Source organism: Ruminococcus sp. AF31-8BH (assembly GCF_003460605.1).
Taxonomy (GTDB): Bacteria; Bacillota; Clostridia; order Lachnospirales; family Lachnospiraceae; genus Blautia_A; species Blautia_A acetigignens.
In genome coordinates this window covers 84,361-102,060 of record NZ_QTVN01000014.1, presented here as the reverse complement: position 1 = coordinate 102,060, position 17,700 = coordinate 84,361, and the positions used below count along the sequence as shown (strand labels likewise).

The 17,700-nt window shown below is 47.0% G+C and carries 12 protein-coding genes and 1 other annotated feature; of the genes, 4 read left to right on the top strand and 8 right to left on the bottom strand.

Translation table 11 applies throughout. The annotated features are described in order from the left end of the window. Position 1 precedes the first annotated feature (1 nt). Together DWZ38_RS16450 and DWZ38_RS16445 are read right to left on the bottom strand one after the other, a co-directional pair. Positions 2 to 1,366 carry a citrate/2-methylcitrate synthase gene (locus tag DWZ38_RS16450; protein ID WP_117854208.1) on the bottom strand — a complete coding sequence of 455 codons (1,365 nt, stop codon included), beginning with the start codon at positions 1,364 to 1,366 and terminating at the stop codon, positions 2 to 4. A 65-nt stretch (positions 1,367 to 1,431) separates the two neighbouring features. Then, complete coding sequence (locus DWZ38_RS16445) at positions 1,432 to 2,649, bottom strand: aminotransferase class I/II-fold pyridoxal phosphate-dependent enzyme (RefSeq protein WP_021926721.1); 1,218 nt, start codon at positions 2,647 to 2,649, stop codon at positions 1,432 to 1,434. A 186-nt stretch (positions 2,650 to 2,835) separates the two neighbouring features. On the opposite strand from DWZ38_RS16445, the gene gdhA reads away from it, so the two are divergent. Then, complete coding sequence (gdhA, locus tag DWZ38_RS16440) at positions 2,836 to 4,170, top strand: NADP-specific glutamate dehydrogenase (protein ID WP_117854207.1); 1,335 nt, start codon at positions 2,836 to 2,838, stop codon at positions 4,168 to 4,170. 178 nt (positions 4,171 to 4,348) lie between these two features. Here gdhA and nrdR read toward each other — a convergent pair whose 3' ends face one another. Further along, on the bottom strand, positions 4,349 to 4,798 hold the full coding sequence (gene nrdR / locus DWZ38_RS16435) for a transcriptional regulator NrdR (RefSeq protein ID WP_021926490.1): 450 nt from the start codon (positions 4,796 to 4,798) through the stop codon (positions 4,349 to 4,351). Positions 4,799 to 5,092: 294 nt separating this feature from the next. On the opposite strand from nrdR, the gene DWZ38_RS16430 reads away from it, so the two are divergent. Both DWZ38_RS16430 and sigG read left to right on the top strand, forming a co-directional pair. Beyond that, positions 5,093 to 5,350 carry a YlmC/YmxH family sporulation protein gene (locus tag DWZ38_RS16430; RefSeq protein WP_021926491.1) on the top strand — a complete coding sequence of 86 codons (258 nt, stop codon included), beginning with the start codon at positions 5,093 to 5,095 and terminating at the stop codon, positions 5,348 to 5,350. A gap of 197 nt (positions 5,351 to 5,547) precedes the next feature. Further along, positions 5,548 to 6,327: an RNA polymerase sporulation sigma factor SigG gene (gene sigG / locus DWZ38_RS16425; protein ID WP_021926492.1), complete on the top strand. Its 780-nt coding sequence runs from the start codon at positions 5,548 to 5,550 to the stop codon at positions 6,325 to 6,327. Positions 6,328 to 6,878: 551 nt separating this feature from the next. On the opposite strand, the gene pap is transcribed toward sigG, so the two are convergent. Beyond that, positions 6,879 to 8,348, bottom strand: coding sequence for a polyphosphate:AMP phosphotransferase (pap, locus tag DWZ38_RS16420; protein WP_021926493.1), 1,470 nt, complete (start codon positions 8,346 to 8,348; stop codon positions 6,879 to 6,881). Positions 8,349 to 8,854: 506 nt separating this feature from the next. Here pap and DWZ38_RS16415 point away from each other — a divergent pair. After that, positions 8,855 to 9,448 (top strand): LysE family transporter, encoded by a 594-nt coding sequence (locus DWZ38_RS16415; protein WP_021926494.1) that lies wholly within the window; start codon positions 8,855 to 8,857, stop codon positions 9,446 to 9,448. A 50-nt stretch (positions 9,449 to 9,498) separates the two neighbouring features. Here DWZ38_RS16415 and DWZ38_RS16410 read toward each other — a convergent pair whose 3' ends face one another. The 4 genes from DWZ38_RS16410 to DWZ38_RS16395 all read right to left on the bottom strand — a co-directional run bounded on the left by DWZ38_RS16410 (position 9,499) and on the right by DWZ38_RS16395 (position 17,510). Next, positions 9,499 to 12,816: a TRAP transporter large permease subunit gene (locus tag DWZ38_RS16410; protein WP_117854206.1), complete on the bottom strand. Its 3,318-nt coding sequence runs from the start codon at positions 12,814 to 12,816 to the stop codon at positions 9,499 to 9,501. After that, positions 12,817 to 13,314 (bottom strand): TRAP transporter small permease, encoded by a 498-nt coding sequence (locus tag DWZ38_RS16405; RefSeq protein ID WP_117854205.1) that lies wholly within the window; start codon positions 13,312 to 13,314, stop codon positions 12,817 to 12,819. A 202-nt stretch (positions 13,315 to 13,516) separates the two neighbouring features. Next, positions 13,517 to 13,762, bottom strand: a binding site (T-box leader). A 137-nt stretch (positions 13,763 to 13,899) separates the two neighbouring features. Beyond that, entirely contained in the window at positions 13,900 to 15,723 is a 1,824-nt protein-coding gene (locus DWZ38_RS16400) for an ABC transporter ATP-binding protein (protein WP_117854204.1), read from the bottom strand. Further along, the gene (locus DWZ38_RS16395; protein WP_117854203.1) at positions 15,714 to 17,510 is read right to left on the bottom strand and encodes an ABC transporter ATP-binding protein; all 1,797 of its coding nucleotides are present in this window, start codon (positions 17,508 to 17,510) and stop codon (positions 15,714 to 15,716) included. The genes DWZ38_RS16400 and DWZ38_RS16395 overlap by 10 nt, the downstream gene beginning before the upstream one ends. Positions 17,511 to 17,700: the final 190 nt, after the last annotated feature.

Sequence of the window (17,700 nt, the reverse complement as noted above, 5' to 3'; positions counted from 1 at the left end):
TCTATTCACGCTCCTTAAGAGGTACATATTGTGCAGGCGGCAGTACATTCTTGTATGCCGGACGAATGATCTTATCTGTGTTGATCAGCTCTTCCATTCGGTGGGCACTCCATCCTACAATACGTGCCACTGCAAAAATCGGTGTATAAAGCTCAAGGGGCAGATCCAGCATGCTGTATACAAAGCCGCTGTAAAAGTCCACATTTGCGCTGACGCCCTTGTAAATATGGCGTTCCTCAGCGATTACCTCAGGTGCCATTTTCTCAACCATGGCGTAAAGGTTGTATTCCTTCATGCGGCCCTTCTCCTTTGCAAGGGTCTCTACGAAGCCCTTGAGAACCTGGGCACGGGGATCGGATACAGAGTAGATAGCGTGTCCCATACCATAGATAAGACCTCTTTTATCGAAGACTTCCTTATGAAGAAGCTTGCGCAGATACTCTCTTACCTCTTCTTCATCGGAAATATCCTTAACATGCTTCTTCAGATCCTGGAACATGCTTACAACCTTGATGTTGGCACCGCCGTGCTTCGGTCCCTTTAAGGAGCCAAGGGCGGCTGCGATCGCGGAATACGTATCGGTACCTGAGGAAGATACTACATGGGTGGTAAAGGTAGAGTTGTTACCACCGCCATGCTCCATGTGGAGGATCAGGGCAAGATCCAGGATCTTCGCCTCCAGGTGGGAATACTTTTTGTCAGGACGGAGCATACGCAGAATATTCTCTGCTGTGGAAAGCTCCTTCTTCGGATTGTGAATGTAAAGGCTCTTGCCGCATACATAATGGTTGTAGGCCTGATAGCCGTATACGGATAAAAGAGGAAATACGCTGATCAGGTTCAGGCACTGTCTCAATACATTCGGAAGGGAAATATCATCCGGCTCCTTATCGTAGCAATAAAGTGTAAGTACACTTCTTGACAGGGCATTCATAATGTCCTTGGAAGGTGCCTTCATAATAACGTCCCTTACGAAATTGGTGGGAAGGGATCTCTGATTGGCCAGAAGCCTGGTAAAGCTCTGAAGCTCCGTCTCATTGGGAAGCCTGCCAAACAGCAAGAGATAAGTAGTCTCCTCGAAACCGTATCTGTCATCTTCAATAAATCCTCGGGTAAGCTCCTTAATGTCATAGCCTCTGTAGGAAAGACTTCCTGCACAGGGCACCTCCTTGCCGTCAACTACCTTCACTGCACATACATTGGAAACCTGAGTCAGGCCTGCAAGAACGCCCTTACCATTGATATCACGAAGACCTCGCTTTACATCGTATTTCTGATAAAGTGACAGATCAAGACTGGTATGCTCCTTACAGATTCCTGTCAGGCTTTCTATTTCCGGTGTTACTTTCATGTTAAATCCTGCCATATGGTAAACCCCTTTCTCTTTTTAATTTTCCGATAAATCTTCCTCCCTGAAAAATGCAAGCTTGCTTATCTTTGTTTATATGTGGACAGGAACTCTCTCATCTTGCCCATAGCCTTCTCCAGCTGACGCACGTTCGGCAGATATACTACACGGAAGTGGTCCGGAGAATTCCAGTTAAAGCCCTTACCCGGTACCAGAAGCACCTGCTTCTCATGCAGGAAATCAAGAGCGAACTGTTCATCATTGTAAATATTGAATTTCTCTGTGTCGATCTTCGGGAAAATGTAGAAGGCAGCCTTAGGCTTCACAGCACTGATTCCCGGAATATCATTAAGGGCCTTGTAAATAAAGTCTCTCTGCTCGTAAACCCTTCCGCCCGGCTGAATGTATTCATTCACACTCTGGTAGCCGCCAAGTGCCGTCTGCACAATGGACTGGGCCGGAACATTAGAGCAAAGACGCATGGATGAGAGCATATTGATTCCCTCTATGTAGCCCTTCGCCTTATTCTTGGCACCGCTTAGGATCATCCATCCGATACGGAAGCCTGCGATCATGTGGGACTTGGAAAGTCCGGAAAAGGTAACGCAGAATACATCCGGTGCCAAAGAGGCGATGGAGGTATGCTTATACCCGTCCATGATCAAACGGTCATAAATCTCATCGGAGAAAATGATCAGCTCATGCTCTCTTGCGATCTGTACAATCTGCTCCAGGATCTCCTTAGGATATACCGCACCTGTAGGATTATTGGGATTAATGATAACGATGGCCTTGGTCTTATCTGTGATCTTGCTTCTGATGTCATCAATATCCGGATACCATTCTGACTGCTCATCACAGATGTAATGCACTACATTACCTCCGGCTAAGGTAGCAGTCGCTGTCCATAGAGGATAATCCGGTGCCGGGATCAGGATCTCGTCCCCATTATCCAAAAGGGCCTGCATACACAGGTTGATCAGCTCGCTGACACCATTACCTGTATAAATATCATTCATGGTCACGCCCGGGATTCCCCGAAGCTGTGCATACTGCATGATTGCCTTTCTCGCTGAGAATATTCCCTTGGAATCAGAATACCCCTGTGAGGTACGGATATTGCTCAGCATGTCCAGTATTACTTCCTGTGGTGCGGAAAAACCGAAAGGATATGGGTTGCCGATATTCAGTTTCAGGATCTCCATTCCATCCTCTTCCATTCTGGCTGCCTCATCCACAACCGGGCCTCGCACATCGTATAGTACGTTATCCAGTTTGCTGGATTTCTCAAATGTCTTCATTTATTTTCACTCCTTTGCATCGGCATAGCATGTTTCTTGTTTTCTATCATCTCATATTTGGCTGATTTTCGCAAGCCCCTATGAAATTTTTGGAAATCCGAAAAAAACTCTTTTCTTTTTTAGCGCTTTAGTGTATAATAGCGACGTTGAAAAAATTTTACATACTCAGGATGAGGAGGAATTACAATGTCTTACACTGAAGAAGTATATGAAAGAGTCGTAGCACAGAATCCTGGCGAGCCGGAGTTTCATCAGGCAGTAAAAGAGGTTCTGGATTCCCTGAAAGTCGTAATCGACAAGAATGAAGAAGAATACCGCAGCATGTCTCTTCTGGAACGTCTTGTTGAGCCGGAAAGAATCATTTCCTTCCGTGTTCCGTGGGTAGATGACAAGGGCGTTGTTCAGGTTAATAAGGGTTACCGTGTACAGTTCAACAGTGCAATCGGACCTTACAAGGGTGGTCTTCGTTTCCATCCGTCAGTTAACCAGGGTATCTTAAAATTCCTTGGATTTGAGCAGACTTTTAAGAACTCCCTTACCGGGCTTCCCATTGGCGGTGGTAAAGGTGGTTCCAACTTCGACCCGAAGGGTAAATCTGACAGAGAGGTTATGGCATTCTGCCAGAGCTTTATGACAGAACTTTCTAAATATATTGGTGCTGATACTGATGTTCCTGCAGGAGATATCGGTGTAGGCGGACGTGAAATCGGTTATTTATTCGGACAGTATAAGAGAATCCGCGGATTATATGAAGGTGTTCTTACAGGTAAGGGACTTACCTACGGCGGATCCCTGATTCGTACACAGGCTACCGGATATGGTGTTGTTTATATGCTTGATGAGATCATGAAAGCACATAATGATTCTATTGATGGCAAGACCTTCATCGTTACAGGCTCCGGAAACGTTGCTATCTACGCAGTTGAGAAGGCTCAGCAGCTTGGCGGCAAGGTTGTTGCTATGTGCGATTCCAACGGATATGTATATGATCCAGAGGGAATCAAGCTTGATATTGTAAAGGATATTAAGGAAGTAAAACGTGGTCGTATCAAAGAGTATGCTGACCGTGTTGAGGGTGCTACCTATACAGAGGGACTTGGAATCTGGAACATTAAATGTGATGTATACCTTCCATGTGCTACTCAGAATGAGCTTCCTCTTGAGGGTGCTAAGGCACTGGTTGCTAACGGCTGCAAATATGTAGTTGAGGGTGCTAACATGCCTACTACTCTTGATGCTACAAGCTATCTGATGGAGAATGGTGTTCTGTTTATGCCTGGTAAGGCAGCTAACGCCGGCGGCGTTGCTACTTCTGCTCTTGAGATGAGCCAGAACTCCATGAGACTTTCCTGGACAGCTGAGGAAGTGGATGAGAAGCTTCACGGTATCATGGTAGATATCTTCCATAAAGCTGATGATGCTGCTAAGCGTTACGGCATGGAGGACAACTATGTTGCTGGTGCTAACATCGCTGGATTCGAGAAGGTTGTAGATGCTATGAAGGCTCAGGGTATCTGCTAATCTGAGCATGATATGAAATTGAGAGGGGCGGGCGCTTCGGCGCCTGCCCCTTTTTTGTATGGTGGAAGAAAATTTGCGTAGCGAAAATCCCCCGCTCTACGGCGGGGGCGGGAACCGCGAACTCCGCTTCGCTCCGTTTGCGTAGCGAAAATCCCCCGCTCTACGGCGGGGGATTTTCTTAGTTCATGAACTTCTTCAATTCATCCATGAAGGTGCTTACATCTTTAAATTCCCTGTACACGGACGCGAAGCGCACGTAGGCGACGGAATCCAGGTCTTTTAGGTGGCTCATGACGATTTCGCCAATCTTGGTGCTGGAGATTTCTTTTTCTTCGGTGTCGAAGATGTCGCCTTCTACGGCGTCGATCATGGCTTCTAATTTCTCGCTGGCGATGGGACGCTTATAGCAGGCGCGGCGGATGCCGTTGATCAGTTTGTTGCGGTCGTATTGCTCCCGGTTCAGATTTTTCTTGATGACCGTCAGCGGAATGATCTCCACATTCTCATATGTAGTAAATCTCCTTCCGCAGGAATCGCACAATCTTCTGCGGCGGATGGAATTAGTTTCTTCTACTGGTCTTGAATCTACTACTCTTGTATTATCCTGATTGCAATATGGGCATCTCATATGAACTTGTCTCCCTCCTTTTCGCTCCCATGTATCAGCCTTTCAAAACGGACATGCCGCTTGTTGGCGGCATCACTTTATATTAGGTATTCCTCATTTTTTAGGAGCAATTCATTGGCACTTTTACAGGTATTTTCTCACTTGCCAGAACCAGCACCAATCTTTTCATTCGGTAACATAAAACGGACTGAATTTCTTAATTTTTATTATACTTTAAATATAGAAAGTGTGTCAACAAACTCTGGGCATATTTTCAGAATTTTTGCATAATCTCATAAAAAACAGGTATTTTTCATGCGTATCTGCGAATTAAAACAAAAAGAAGTGATCAATATCTGTACCTGCCGTACTTTGGGCTGCCCGGTGGATGTGGAGTTTGACTGCGAAAGCGGGTGTATTACGGCTATTGTGGTTCCGGGACCCGGGAGCTTTTGCTTCTGTTTCTGGGGTCCGGCCAGCGAGTATGTCATTCCCTGGAACTGCATCCGGCAGATTGGGGATGACATTATTTTAGTAGAGATTGATGAAAAGCATTGCTGTAAAAAAGACTAATACAGCCAAATTCAGGCAAAATATAACACCAGCCAGGAGTTACAAACTATGAAACCTGCTAAGTTCATTGCAATATGGTTTTAAATTGTCAAGGGGCAATAATTTTTATATTTTCCCGAAAAAAGAATATTTATCCTCCGGCATGAGAATCATTTTATTAATCCGTTTACTTATGCACAAAAAGGAGGATTCATAAAATGGCACTTAACAAAGTTGAAATTTGCGGAGTTAATACGTCGAAGCTTCCGGTATTGAAAGCAGAGGAAAAAGAGGAACTTTTTCGCCGGATCAAAGAGGGTGATGAAGAGGCCAGGGAGCTTTATATTAAAGGAAATCTGCGGCTTGTTCTCAGTGTGATCAAGCGTTTTTCAGGGAGCAGTGAAAATATGGATGATCTTTTTCAGATCGGGTGTATTGGGTTGATTAAGGCCATCGACAATTTTGACACTACATTGAATGTAAAATTTTCTACTTATGCAGTGCCTATGATCATTGGGGAAATCCGGCGGTATCTCCGGGATAACAACAGTATTCGGGTGAGCCGGTCTTTGCGGGATATTGCTTACCGGGCGATTTATGCGAAAGAGACTTACATGAAGAATAATCTGAAGGAGCCGACGATTGCGGAGATTGCCAACGAGATTGGGATTGAGAAGGAGACGATTGTTTATGCGATGGATGCGATCCAGAATCCGGTGAGTTTGTTTGAGCCGGTTTATACGGAGGGTGGGGATACCCTTTACGTGATGGATCAAATCAGTGATAAGAAGAACCGGGAGGAAAACTGGGTGGAGAACCTTTCCCTGCGGGAGGCGATTAACAGGCTGAATCAGCGGGAGCGGCATATTATTGACTTGCGTTTCTATGAGGGGAAAACACAGATGGAAGTGGCCCAGGAGATTGGGATTTCCCAGGCGCAGGTCAGCAGGTTGGAGAAAAATGCGCTGAAGACTATGAGGAATTATTTGAGGGCATGATGTATGCCGTTACCCGTACGCGCTTTTACAAGGTATATTCACCGCAGGCCGTCGCAACGTTCCGGCAAGCTAGCTGGTAACTTCGACTAAGACGCTCAGGAGAGCCTTCGCGCCTAAGTCTCCGTAACCATCGGATCTCGCCTCCACTAAAGACGCTCCTGAAATGGCCTGCTACATGAATATACCTTGCAAAATCGCTGGTTATCGACAACTGGTAATACAGCAAAAATTAAGTATCTGCTATATTGACACAGGGTGATTTTCTCATCTGTAAAGCATGCGTAACCCATCCTCTTATAATCCGGTATAAGCCCTATATAAACTTCCCTTGTACTCATCAGTTCCATCCAGTACACAGCATCCGGGCACCTGTTATTCCTAAGCAGGTCATTTCAGGTGCGTTCTTAGCGAAGGTGAAATCCACTGCTTACGAAGACTTAATCGTGAAGGCTATCCTGAACGATTTAGTCGTAGTTAGCAGTTAGTTCACCGGAGCGTTGCACCGACCTGCGTGGAATAACAGGTGCCCGGATGCGTCCCTATTGAATCCACTATTCTAACGCTTTTTCCAATTCTTTCACTACAATTTTCAATGCCTTAATTCTCGCATACTTCTTATCCACAGATTCCAGAATATGCCACGGAGCGTAGGTTGTGCTGGTTTTGGTGAGCATTTCGTCTACGGCGGTTTCGTAGGCATCCCATTTCTCGCGGTTGCGCCAGTCCTCGTCAGTGATTTTCCACTGTTTTTCCGGATTATTCTGGCGATCTGTAAAGCGGGCAAGCTGGGTATCCTTATCAATCTGAACCCAGAATTTAATAATCACAGCACCCCAGTCAGACAACTCCTTCTCAAACTCATTGATCTCATTGTAAGCACGCTTCCAGTCATTTTCACTGCAGAAGCCCTCCAGCCTTTCCACCATCACACGGCCGTACCAGGTGCGGTCAAAGATAGCAATATGGCCATCCTTAGGCAGTCTTGTCCAGAAACGCCACAGATAATGACGTGCCTTTTCATGGGGCTCCGGGCTGGCAATAGGATGAACCTCAAAGCCACGGGGATCAAGAGCCTCTGTAATTCGCTTGATATTTCCGCCCTTTCCGGCTGCATCCCAGCCCTCATAGGTAATGATCACAGGCACACGCTTCCGATACAGACGGTTATGAAGCTCTCCCAGTTTTTTCTGCAGATGTTTCAGCTCCTTCTTATATTCCTCATCTTCCATCACCTTGTCTGCCAGTTCGATTTCAGAAAGCCGGGGCATTTTCACAAGGGGAAAAACATTTGGGAGAAGAGGCGCACTGTGAGCGCTATTCTGCAGGGCAACGTCAATATTATTTACCATTGTCTCAAGCACCTGAAGCTCCGCCCAGCCTCTGTCTGCAGCATCGATAATATACCAGGGTGCAATGGAGGTGTTGGTGTCTGTAAGATAGCGGTCAAAAACCTTCTGGCAGCGTTTGTAGTGTTCGTTCTGCCATCTGTCAAAATCATTTACACGCCACCTGGTATCATGATCCTTGTGAAGGTGCTCCATACGGCTTGTCTGCTCTTTTTTATCGATCTCCATGAAAAATTTCAGTACCAGATAACCATTATCTGTAAGCTGACGCTCAAAATGCTTAATACTCTCAATCCGCTGTGTGTAAGCTTCCTCCTCTAATCCGTTCAGGCAGTCCTTACAGGTCTGCTCCATCCAGCCGGAATCCAGAAAGGTAAATTTGCCAGCTTCCGGGATCTGGTTGAAATAGCGGTACAGAAACGGTCTGCGCAGCTCATCCTCTGTAGGCTTGGACATAGTAGCCACCTTAAAAAAGCGAGGATCAATATATTTGATCACCTTACCGATGGTGCTTCCCTTGCCGGATGCACTCCAGCCTTCAAACAGCACAAGCACCGGAAGCTTATGCTCCTTTAGCTTCATCTGCTGCTGGTAAAGCTTCTCTCCTGCTTCCTTGATTCGTTTTTTCAGTTCATCTTTTTCCGGTATCTCTTCCGGTATCCAGGTTTTCAGCATTGCAATTCCTCCTTATATCTGATGCTGTTAAGCTCTGAATCTGCTCACGGCCTCGTTATTTTCTGTATTATATCATATCTATTCCCATTTTGCTTGAATTTTACAAATATTTAATGATACCAGTGTCAAAAGATCAAAAAGCCGTTCGTGCTTGCACGATAAGGCTTTTGAACTTGGGACACGCCAAATATGAGAAAGCAGCGATTTACGTAGTAATCAGCGGATTTCGAATATTTGGAGGATTGCGGGAGCTGCGTAGCAATCCGGGGATCAAATGAGTGTCAAAAGAACTTTTGATACTCATATCATTAAATTTAGCTTGCAACTTATGGTTCGAATATTCTATATACATCCGGGCAATTTTGTGTTATGATACAGGAAATCATAATTTGTACAGATTTTGCAAGGACGCAGCATGTAGAATGTTGCGCCTTTCTTATATGTGAGAAAGGATACTTCCTGTTCCATATGCCGCATCCTGCAAAATACCAAAGGAGGGGATTTCCATGCCTTTATCTGTTTTTATTGAAATGACCCTGTCTGCCATTCTCACGGTGTGGTCACCGGGGCCAAATAATATCCTGCTGCTTTCCACGGCAAGCAAATATGGAATTTCCGGGAATCTGCGGTTTATGACGGGAATCTGGAGCGGTTCTCTTACTTTGATGTGTCTTTCCGGACTGTTCTGCAGCACCCTTGGAAAGGTGGTTCCGGGAATCCAGCCTGTGATGAAGTATCTGGGTGCTGCCTATGTGCTGTATCTGGCATGGCAGACCTGGCGCCGACTTCCGCCCTCAGATGCGGTACAGGAGAAAAAGCCCACCTGGCTCATGGGCTATTTCCTGCAGCTGGTGAATGTGAAGATTATCATTTATGGACTGACTATGTTTTCCGCTTATATTCTGCCTTATGAGACAAAAGCTCCCATACTGTTTGGGTTTGCGGTGTATCTGATGTTTCTCGGGGCACTGGGAAATCTGATCTGGGCGTTTGCAGGAAATATGCTAAAGCGGTTTTACAGTGGACATTATAAGCTGATGAACGGGGTTATGGCCCTTTTGCTGGTATGGTGTTCCCTGAGAATTGCAGGATTATTGTAAAAAAACACCTTCTGAAATGCTCTCCCATCTCAGAAGGTGTTTTTCTTTATTTACTTAAATGCGTCTACCAGCTCCTGGCCATCGTCATAGCCCTGGTTTTTCAGTTCTTCTACAAACCACTGATCTACGCCGTCTACAGCCTCTTTAAAGGAATCAATGTCCATATCTTCCTTTTGGGTAATGGTTACACCGTTTTTCCCTGCCCAGCGATCCATAATCTCTTCGTCACCGGAACGGTTAATGTAACGCTCATATTCCACTGCCATTCTTCCTGCTTTGTCCACAACCTCCTGCTGCTCAGGGGTCAGTCCGTCATAGATGTCCTGATTGATGCAGAAGAACAGACAGTCATAAATTGCATCCCACATAGAGCAGTATGGCTGAACCTCCTGCACACTGGCTGCATCAATTGCCGGAAGGGGATTCTCCTGGCCCTCAACTGTGTTCTGCTGAAGTGCGGTATAGGTTTCAGACCAGTTCAGGTTGGTAGCATCTGCTCCCCATCTCTTATAGCATTCCATAAGAAGGTTGGAGCCTGCTACACGGATTTTCAGGTTCTTCATATCGTCCACGGATTTTACCTCGCGGACGCTGTTAGTAAGCTCACGGAATCCGTTCTCTGCAATTCCCATGCAATGCAGACCATACTCACTAAGGATTTCCTTTAATTTTTCTCCTGCCTCGCCGTCAAACTTGGCATCTGCATCTTCCACAGAGTCGTAGATAAACGGCAGGGATACTACGTTGAATCTTGGGTCAAAGGCAGAGTAGATCAGATTGGAATGCATGGAAATCTGCACCGGATCTCCGTTCATTAATGCCTGGATTCCCTCGGACTGGTTTCCGTTTGTCAGCTGATCTGCTGCATATACGTTTACCTTTACTTTTCCACCTGTGGCTTTTTCCATCAGCTCGCCAAACTTACGACCACCCTCTGCCCATGTAGAGGTTTCTGTTGTGGAGCAGGTAAAGTTCCAGGTGGTTTCCTTCCAGTCAAGGTCGCTGTAATCACCGATTCCTGCAAATGCCTCCACCAGCTCTTCTGCATCGTCATAGCCCTGTTTCTTCAGTTCTTCTACAAACCACTGGTCTATACCGTCTACAGCCTCTTTAAAGGAATCAATATCCATATCCTCTTTCTGGGTAAAGGTTACACCGTTTTTCTCTGCCCAGCGATCCATAATCTCTTCGTCGCCGGAACGGTTAATGTAGCGCTCATACTCTACTGCTTTCTGACCAGCCTCGTCTACAACCGCCTGCTGCTCAGGAGTCAGTCCGTCATAGATGTCCTGATTGATGCAGAAGAACAAGCAGTCATAAATTGCATCCCAAATGGAGCAGTATGGCTGAACCTCCTGCACACTGGCTGCATCAATTGCCGGAAGGGGATTCTCCTGGCCCTCAACTGTGTTCTGCTGAAGAGCGGTATAGGTCTCAGACCAGTTCAGGTTGGTGGCATCTGCTCCCCATCTCTTATAGCATTCCATAAGAAGGTTGGAGCCTGCCACACGGATTTTCAGGTTCTTCATATCGTCCACGGATTTTACCTCGCGGACGCTGTTGGTAAGCTCACGGAAGCCGTTCTCTGCAATTCCCATGCAGTGCAGACCATACTCGCTGAGGATTTCCTTTAATTTTTCGCCTGCCTCGCCGTCAAACTTGGCATCTGCGTCTTCTACAGAGTCGTAAATAAATGGCAGAGACACTACGTTGAATCTTGGGTCAAAGGCAGAGTAGATCAGGTTGGAATGCATGGAAATCTGTACCGGATCTCCGTTCATTAATGCCTGGATTCCCTCGGACTGGTTTCCGTTTGTCAGCTGATCTGCTGCGTATACGTTTACCTTTACTTTTCCCCCTGTGGCTTTTTCCATCAGCTCGCCAAACTTACGGCCGCCATCTGCCCAGGTAGAGGTTTCTGTTGTGGAGCAGGTAAAGTTCCAGGTGGTTTCCTCCCAGCCGAGATCGCTGTAGTCACCGATTTCATTGAAGGAATGCTCCTCCTCGCCGGCTGCAGAGGCTGCGGTGGAACCGGCTTGGCCGGAAGCAGAATCCCCGGAATAAGCACCGTTTTTCGCAAGAGCTTTTGGAAGTGCTGTTGAGGTAACCGGAATATAAGTTACAACCAGAAGCACGGCAATACATGCTGCCAGCATAGGCATAACGGCTTTGGAAATTTCCTGAAGGGTAACCTCCATGCCTTTTTTGATTTTGATTCCGATTGCCACAAACAGATTGACTCCTACAGGAGGGGTAACCTGTCCGATTGCCAGGTTTACAGTTGCCATAACACCAAAGGCTACCACATCATAGCCAAGTGCTTTACATACCGGAAGCATAACCGGAATGAAAATGTACATTGCAGAGTTTGCATCAATGAAGCAGCCTGCAATAAGGAAGATAATGTTTACGATCAGAAGGAAGGTAAACTGGTTATGTGCAATGCTTCCAAGGAGCTGGGAAGCTGCATCTGCAATACCGAATTTGGTACATACATAAGAAAACAGGGAAGCACATGCTACGATCAGCATGATTCCTCCGGTTGTTTTCGCAGAATCAACACAAAGGTCAAACAGGTCTTTTAATTTTACCTCACGATAGATTACCATACCTACAAACAGACCATATACAACGGATACGGCTGCTGCCTCTGTTGGGGTGAAAACGCCGCCGTAAATACCGCCCAGGATAATGATCGGCATAAGGAAGCCCCAGAAAGCATCCTTAAATGCATCCCAGCGTTCCCTGGCTGTGGCTTTTTTCTGTGCCGGCTGGATGCCTTTTCTTCTGGCTTCCACCATAACTACGATAACAAGTGCAACGCCCATCAGGATACCAGGTACAATACCTGCCATGAACATATCTGCAATGGATACGCCTGTAATGGAGGCATATACAACGAATGCGATACTTGGCGGAATGACAATAGCGATGGAACTTGAGGTGGCCATAAGCGCAGTAGAAAATGGTGCGCTAAAGCCGCCTCTTTCCACCATTGCCGGAACCAGAACTGCGCCAAGGGCTGCAACAGTTGCCGGGCCGGAACCGGAAATTGCACCGAAAAAGCAGGCTACAATAACGCATACGATTGCAATACCGCCTCTTCTGTGTCCCACACAGGTATCAACGAATTTAACAAGTCTTTTGGAAATTCCGGCTTTCGCCATGATATTTCCGGAAAGTACGAAAAACGGAATTGCCAGAAGCAAAAATTTGCTGATTCCGGCATACATATTGGTTGCCACAATAGTAAGGGAGGTTCCGGAGTACAAAATTGCACACACAGAGGACAGACCCAGACAAATTGCAATGGGCACACCCATGATCAGGAAAACAAAAAATGAAACAAAAAGAACTGCGCTTATCATTTATTTATCCTCCTTCTTGATTTTGTCAGTACAGTAGTCAATGCAATATTCAATAAAATGTAAGATCATGCATCCGGATCCGATCGGAACAAAGGACCAGAAAATCCATTCCGGCCAGTTTAGTACAAAGGTACGCTTGCCGTTCTCCAGCTGTGTGATTACTTTGTCCATGCCAAACCAGAATAAGATGGCAGTAAAAATAATGCAAAGTATAGTAGAAAGGATTACGGATGGTTTTTTCAGCTTCCTGGGAAGGCGGTCTGTAACCAGGGACAGGTTGACCAGCTCTCCTTCGCGACATGCAAGTGCAGCAGCCATTAAGGTAATAAGGACAAAGACTGCAACCACAAGCTCCTCGGTAAAGGACCAGGAACGATGGATGACTTTACGGGAAAAAACATTTCCCACTGTCAGGATCAGTATCAGCAGGGTGGATACTACAAGAATACAATTTTCCACTGCTGCTACTGCATTCATGATTTTCTTGAACACTTTCATTGATTTCTCCTCCTTTGTTGCTTGTGCGGTTTTTGTCTTTGCGCCGTTGGCGCTCCCGCAGCTGCCGACGACATTCGCAATCCGGGCTATTGCCCTACTTGCTCATGTCGTCTTGCCCGTCCAATATCCTTGAATTTCCCATGCAAGCATGGGAGATGCAAGGCTGCTGTCCGGGACTTTCACGCAAAAAGTCCGCCCCTAAACTAGGGACGGACTATATAAGGCCGCAACCACCCTGTTTCTCCTTTGAAACAAGTACGAAAAGACAACGTACCGACATACGTGGTTCCGATAACGGGGAACAACCGTGGAAACCTACTTGTCCTGTGAAGCGTTCGGCTTCCCTTCTCGGGGATGATCTTCAAAACAGACCTGACGCTGCTTTCCACCTGCGCAGCTCTCTGTAGACAAGCTTCCTGTTTCTACTGCTTCCCTTCAAGGAATTTAATCCTTTTTAAATTTAGTTGTTTAACGAACTGAAGTAATTTTACTACCAAAGTTTTGGGAAGTCAAGTATAATTATACAAATTTCATGCATTATTTTTCGCCAGGGGCAGACAGATGTACATATCTGCCAAACACGCTCTACCTCAACACCTTCCGTGACTCCTCATCTGCGAACTGCTGCCGTACCAGCTGATAGTAATAGCCCTTCTTTTCCAGCAGCTCCAGGTGCCTGCCCTGCTCTACGATTTTTCCATCCCGCACTACTAGGATCAGATCTGCGTTCCGGATGGTGGACAGACGGTGGGCAATGAGGAAGGAGGTTCTTCCTTTCAGAAGCTTGTCTGTAGCCTGCTGGATCAGCTGCTCTGTTTTGGTGTCAATGGAGGAGGTTGCCTCATCCAGAACGAAGATGGCGGGGTCCGCAAGAACTGCCCTGGCAAAAGAAAGGAGCTGCTTCTCTCCTGTGGAAAGACAGTCGCCGCCCTCTCCTACATCGCTGTCATAGCCCTTATCCAGTTTCTCGGCAACCTCATCCGCATGTACTGCCCGGGCAGCTGCCTTCACCTCTTCGTCTGTGGCATCCAGTCTTCCATAGCGGATGTTCTCCATTACCGTGCCGGAAAACAGGTGAGGATTCTGAAGCACATAGCCAATATTACTGTGCAGCCACAGCTGGCTTCTCTCCCGGTAATCCCTGCCGTCGATCAGGATTCTGCCTTTCGTCGGCTCGAAGAAACGGCAGACCAGATTGACCAGCGTACTTTTGCCAGCACCGGTCTCTCCTACGATTGCCACGTTGGTGCCAGCCGGGATTTTCAGGTTGAAGTCGGTTAATACCTCTTCTTTTCCGTCTGGATACTGGAAGGAAACGTGCTCAAACTCAATGTCACCTTTAATAGGCTCCCAGTTCTCCTTGTGGGGATTAAAGAAATCACCGTATTTCTCCAGCACTTCCGGAGAATCTACCACCTGGGGCTTCTCTTCCAGAAGGGAGGTCACCCTCTCAATATTTGCCTGCGCGGAAATGCACTGGGACAAAATTCCGGCAAGTCTCTGGATTGGCTCGAAGATTCCTACTGCATAAGCAGTAAAGGCAGCAAGGGTTCCCAGATCCAGCCGTCCGTCAAGTACCATAATTCCGCCGCGGTCCAGCACAAGGGCAGTAGCCAGAAAACCGAAAAACGCTACCATAGGAATGTAAATGGCGTTCAGTCTTGCTGCTTTGATGGAGGCACTTCGCATTTCCTCTGTTACTGCGGAAAATTCGCCGAAATTTTTCTCCTCCACCACCAGGGACTTCACCGTTTTTGCGCCCATAATCCCCTCGTTGTAGCCGCTTGTGATCTTGGAATTGATCTTGCGTACCTGACGGTTCCAGGTAAGGATCCGGTTCTGGAAGTACCAGGTGAGCACGGCAATAGCCGGTACGATCATCATGATCACCAGTGCCAGCTTCCAGTTCAGGAAAAGCATTGCCACAAGCACGCCAACCACATAGGAAATGGCCCAGAGCATGTCGATCACATCCCAGGCGATCAGCTCGGTGATCCTTGCCACATCGTTCATCACCCTGGAGAGAATATATCCTACCGGAGTGGCGTTGTAATAGGAAAAGGACAGCTTCTGAAGGTGGACAAACAGGGCGCGCTTCATATCGCGGCCTGTTTCCACGTCAATTTTCATGCATCCTCTGGTAAAGCAGATTACCGTACACATCTGGAACACGATCACGGCAATATACAAAAGGATAAATCCACCAAGGCCTGACAGGGTATTCTTCTCAATAAAGGAATCAATGGCATGGCGCTGGAACAAAGGCATAATAATGTCCACAACTGAACAAAGCAGATTCATCAGCACAACCATGATCAATGTATTTTTTCTTGGTGCAAGAAAGGGAAATATTTTTTTCCAGATGGAAAGGTCTATGGATTTGGTATATTCTTTTTCTTCTATTCGCATACTGCACCTCCTTCCATGAGACGAATGTCACTGTTCATCTGTATCTCATAAATATCTTTGTATGGTCCCTCCTGCTGGATCAGCTGGTCGTGAGTTCCCATCTGCTGGATTTCCCCTTTGTCCATGACAATAATGCAGTCTGCCTGCATAAGGGAAGTGATTCTGTGGGAAATCATAATGACCGTGGCTTTCTCCATCTCTTTTTTCAGTTCTTTGCGGATCTTGTTGTCTGTCTCGGTATCTACTGCGGAAAGGGAATCGTCAAATACCAGCACCGGAGCCTGTTTCATCAGCATTCTGGCAATGGCAACACGCTGCTTCTGGCCGCCGGATAAGGTAACGCCGCGCTCTCCCACAATGGTGTCGTATCCGTCGGTAAAATGCAGGATGGACTCGTCCACACAGGCAATTTCCGCTGCATGGCGGATTTCCTCATCCAGAAGCTGCTCCTTTGTGATGCCGATGTTTTCCCGGATGGTCCGGGAGAAAAGGAAGGGTTCCTGAAGGACCATTCCGATGTTCTGGCGCAGATACTGGCGGTCGATGTCACGGATGTCCGTGCCGCCGATGGTGATGCTTCCGCATCCCTCTGGCAGATCGTACAGGCGGTTCAGAAGATGGACCATGGTGGATTTGCCGCTGCCTGTGGTGCCAAGGATGGCGAAGGTGCTGCCTGCTGGGATGGTGAAGTTGATGTTTTTCAAAATCGGGTGATCCAGGGAATAAGCGAAGGACACATTGCGGAAACAGATGTCTCCGGTCAGCGCTGGCTTGTTATTGGCATCTGTCGCATCCTCTTCCTCTGCTTCCAGAATATAAGCCACACGCTCCATGGAAACGCCTGCCTTACTCATATCGGAGATGATTCTGCCCAGGCTTCGCACCGGCCAGGTGAGGGAGGCGTTGTAGGAAAGAAAAGCAATAAATTCGCCAAGGGTGATCCTTCCTTCCACAGCGAACACCACGCCCAGAACCATAACCATCAATACCTGCAGGTTGGTGATCAGATCGCCAGATGCCCAGAACACACTCATCAGCTTCCCCAGGTAAACCCAGAGGTCTGAGTAGGCGTTGTTTTTCTGGTCAAAGCGGTCGATCTCGTATTTCTCACGTCCAAAGGCACGGACCACCCGCACTCCTGTCAGGTTCTCCTGCACGGTGCTGGAAAGGGCGCCTTCCGCCTCGTCGGCATCCTGGAACCGCTTCCCGATCCGGGAATGAAAGAATGCGGAATAGCCGATGATCACCGGGAAAAAGGCTGCCGCCGCCAGGGTGATGGGCACATTCATGGAAAACATGATTCCCAGATACAAAATAATCAGAAAACAGATTCGGAACACCTCTGGAAGCTGCCGGCACACAAAGTTGCGGATGACTTCCACGTCTGAGGTGCACCTCTGGATGATTTCTCCGGTCTGATGCTGTACATGCCAGGAAAATGGCAGATACTGGGTATGATGATACAAGGTATCACGGATGGATTTCAAAAAATTCTCGGAGCCTTTTGCCAGGCACATTTTACTCAGGTAATTAAAAATCCCCGACAAAACAGCTGCGGCTACCACCAGAATGGCGGCCAGTAACAAGGCCTGCCGCACGTTCAGACCATCCGGGATTCCATCCAGCACCAGAATATGGTCTGCCGTGTATTTCACGATTTGCGGGATCAGTGCGTTGCATGCTGTAAACAGCACGGAAAACACTAAGGTTCCCACTAAAAACCGGATATTTCCTTTCAGGAAACGGAAAATGATCCGGAATTTGTCAGTTTTTCTTTTTGATTTCATACTTTCCCCCTGTTTTGGTTTTACTTCCTGCTTTTCTTTTGCTCTTCTGGTCCAGACAAAAGCACTTCGCGTAAGCTCCCCTAAATAACGCATTGTGCTTTATGGGAACTGCGCCATATGCATTTGTCAAAATTGACAGTAAAAAAGGACACCCCTCTGAATCAAGGGATGTCCTGTATACGCAAAAGTC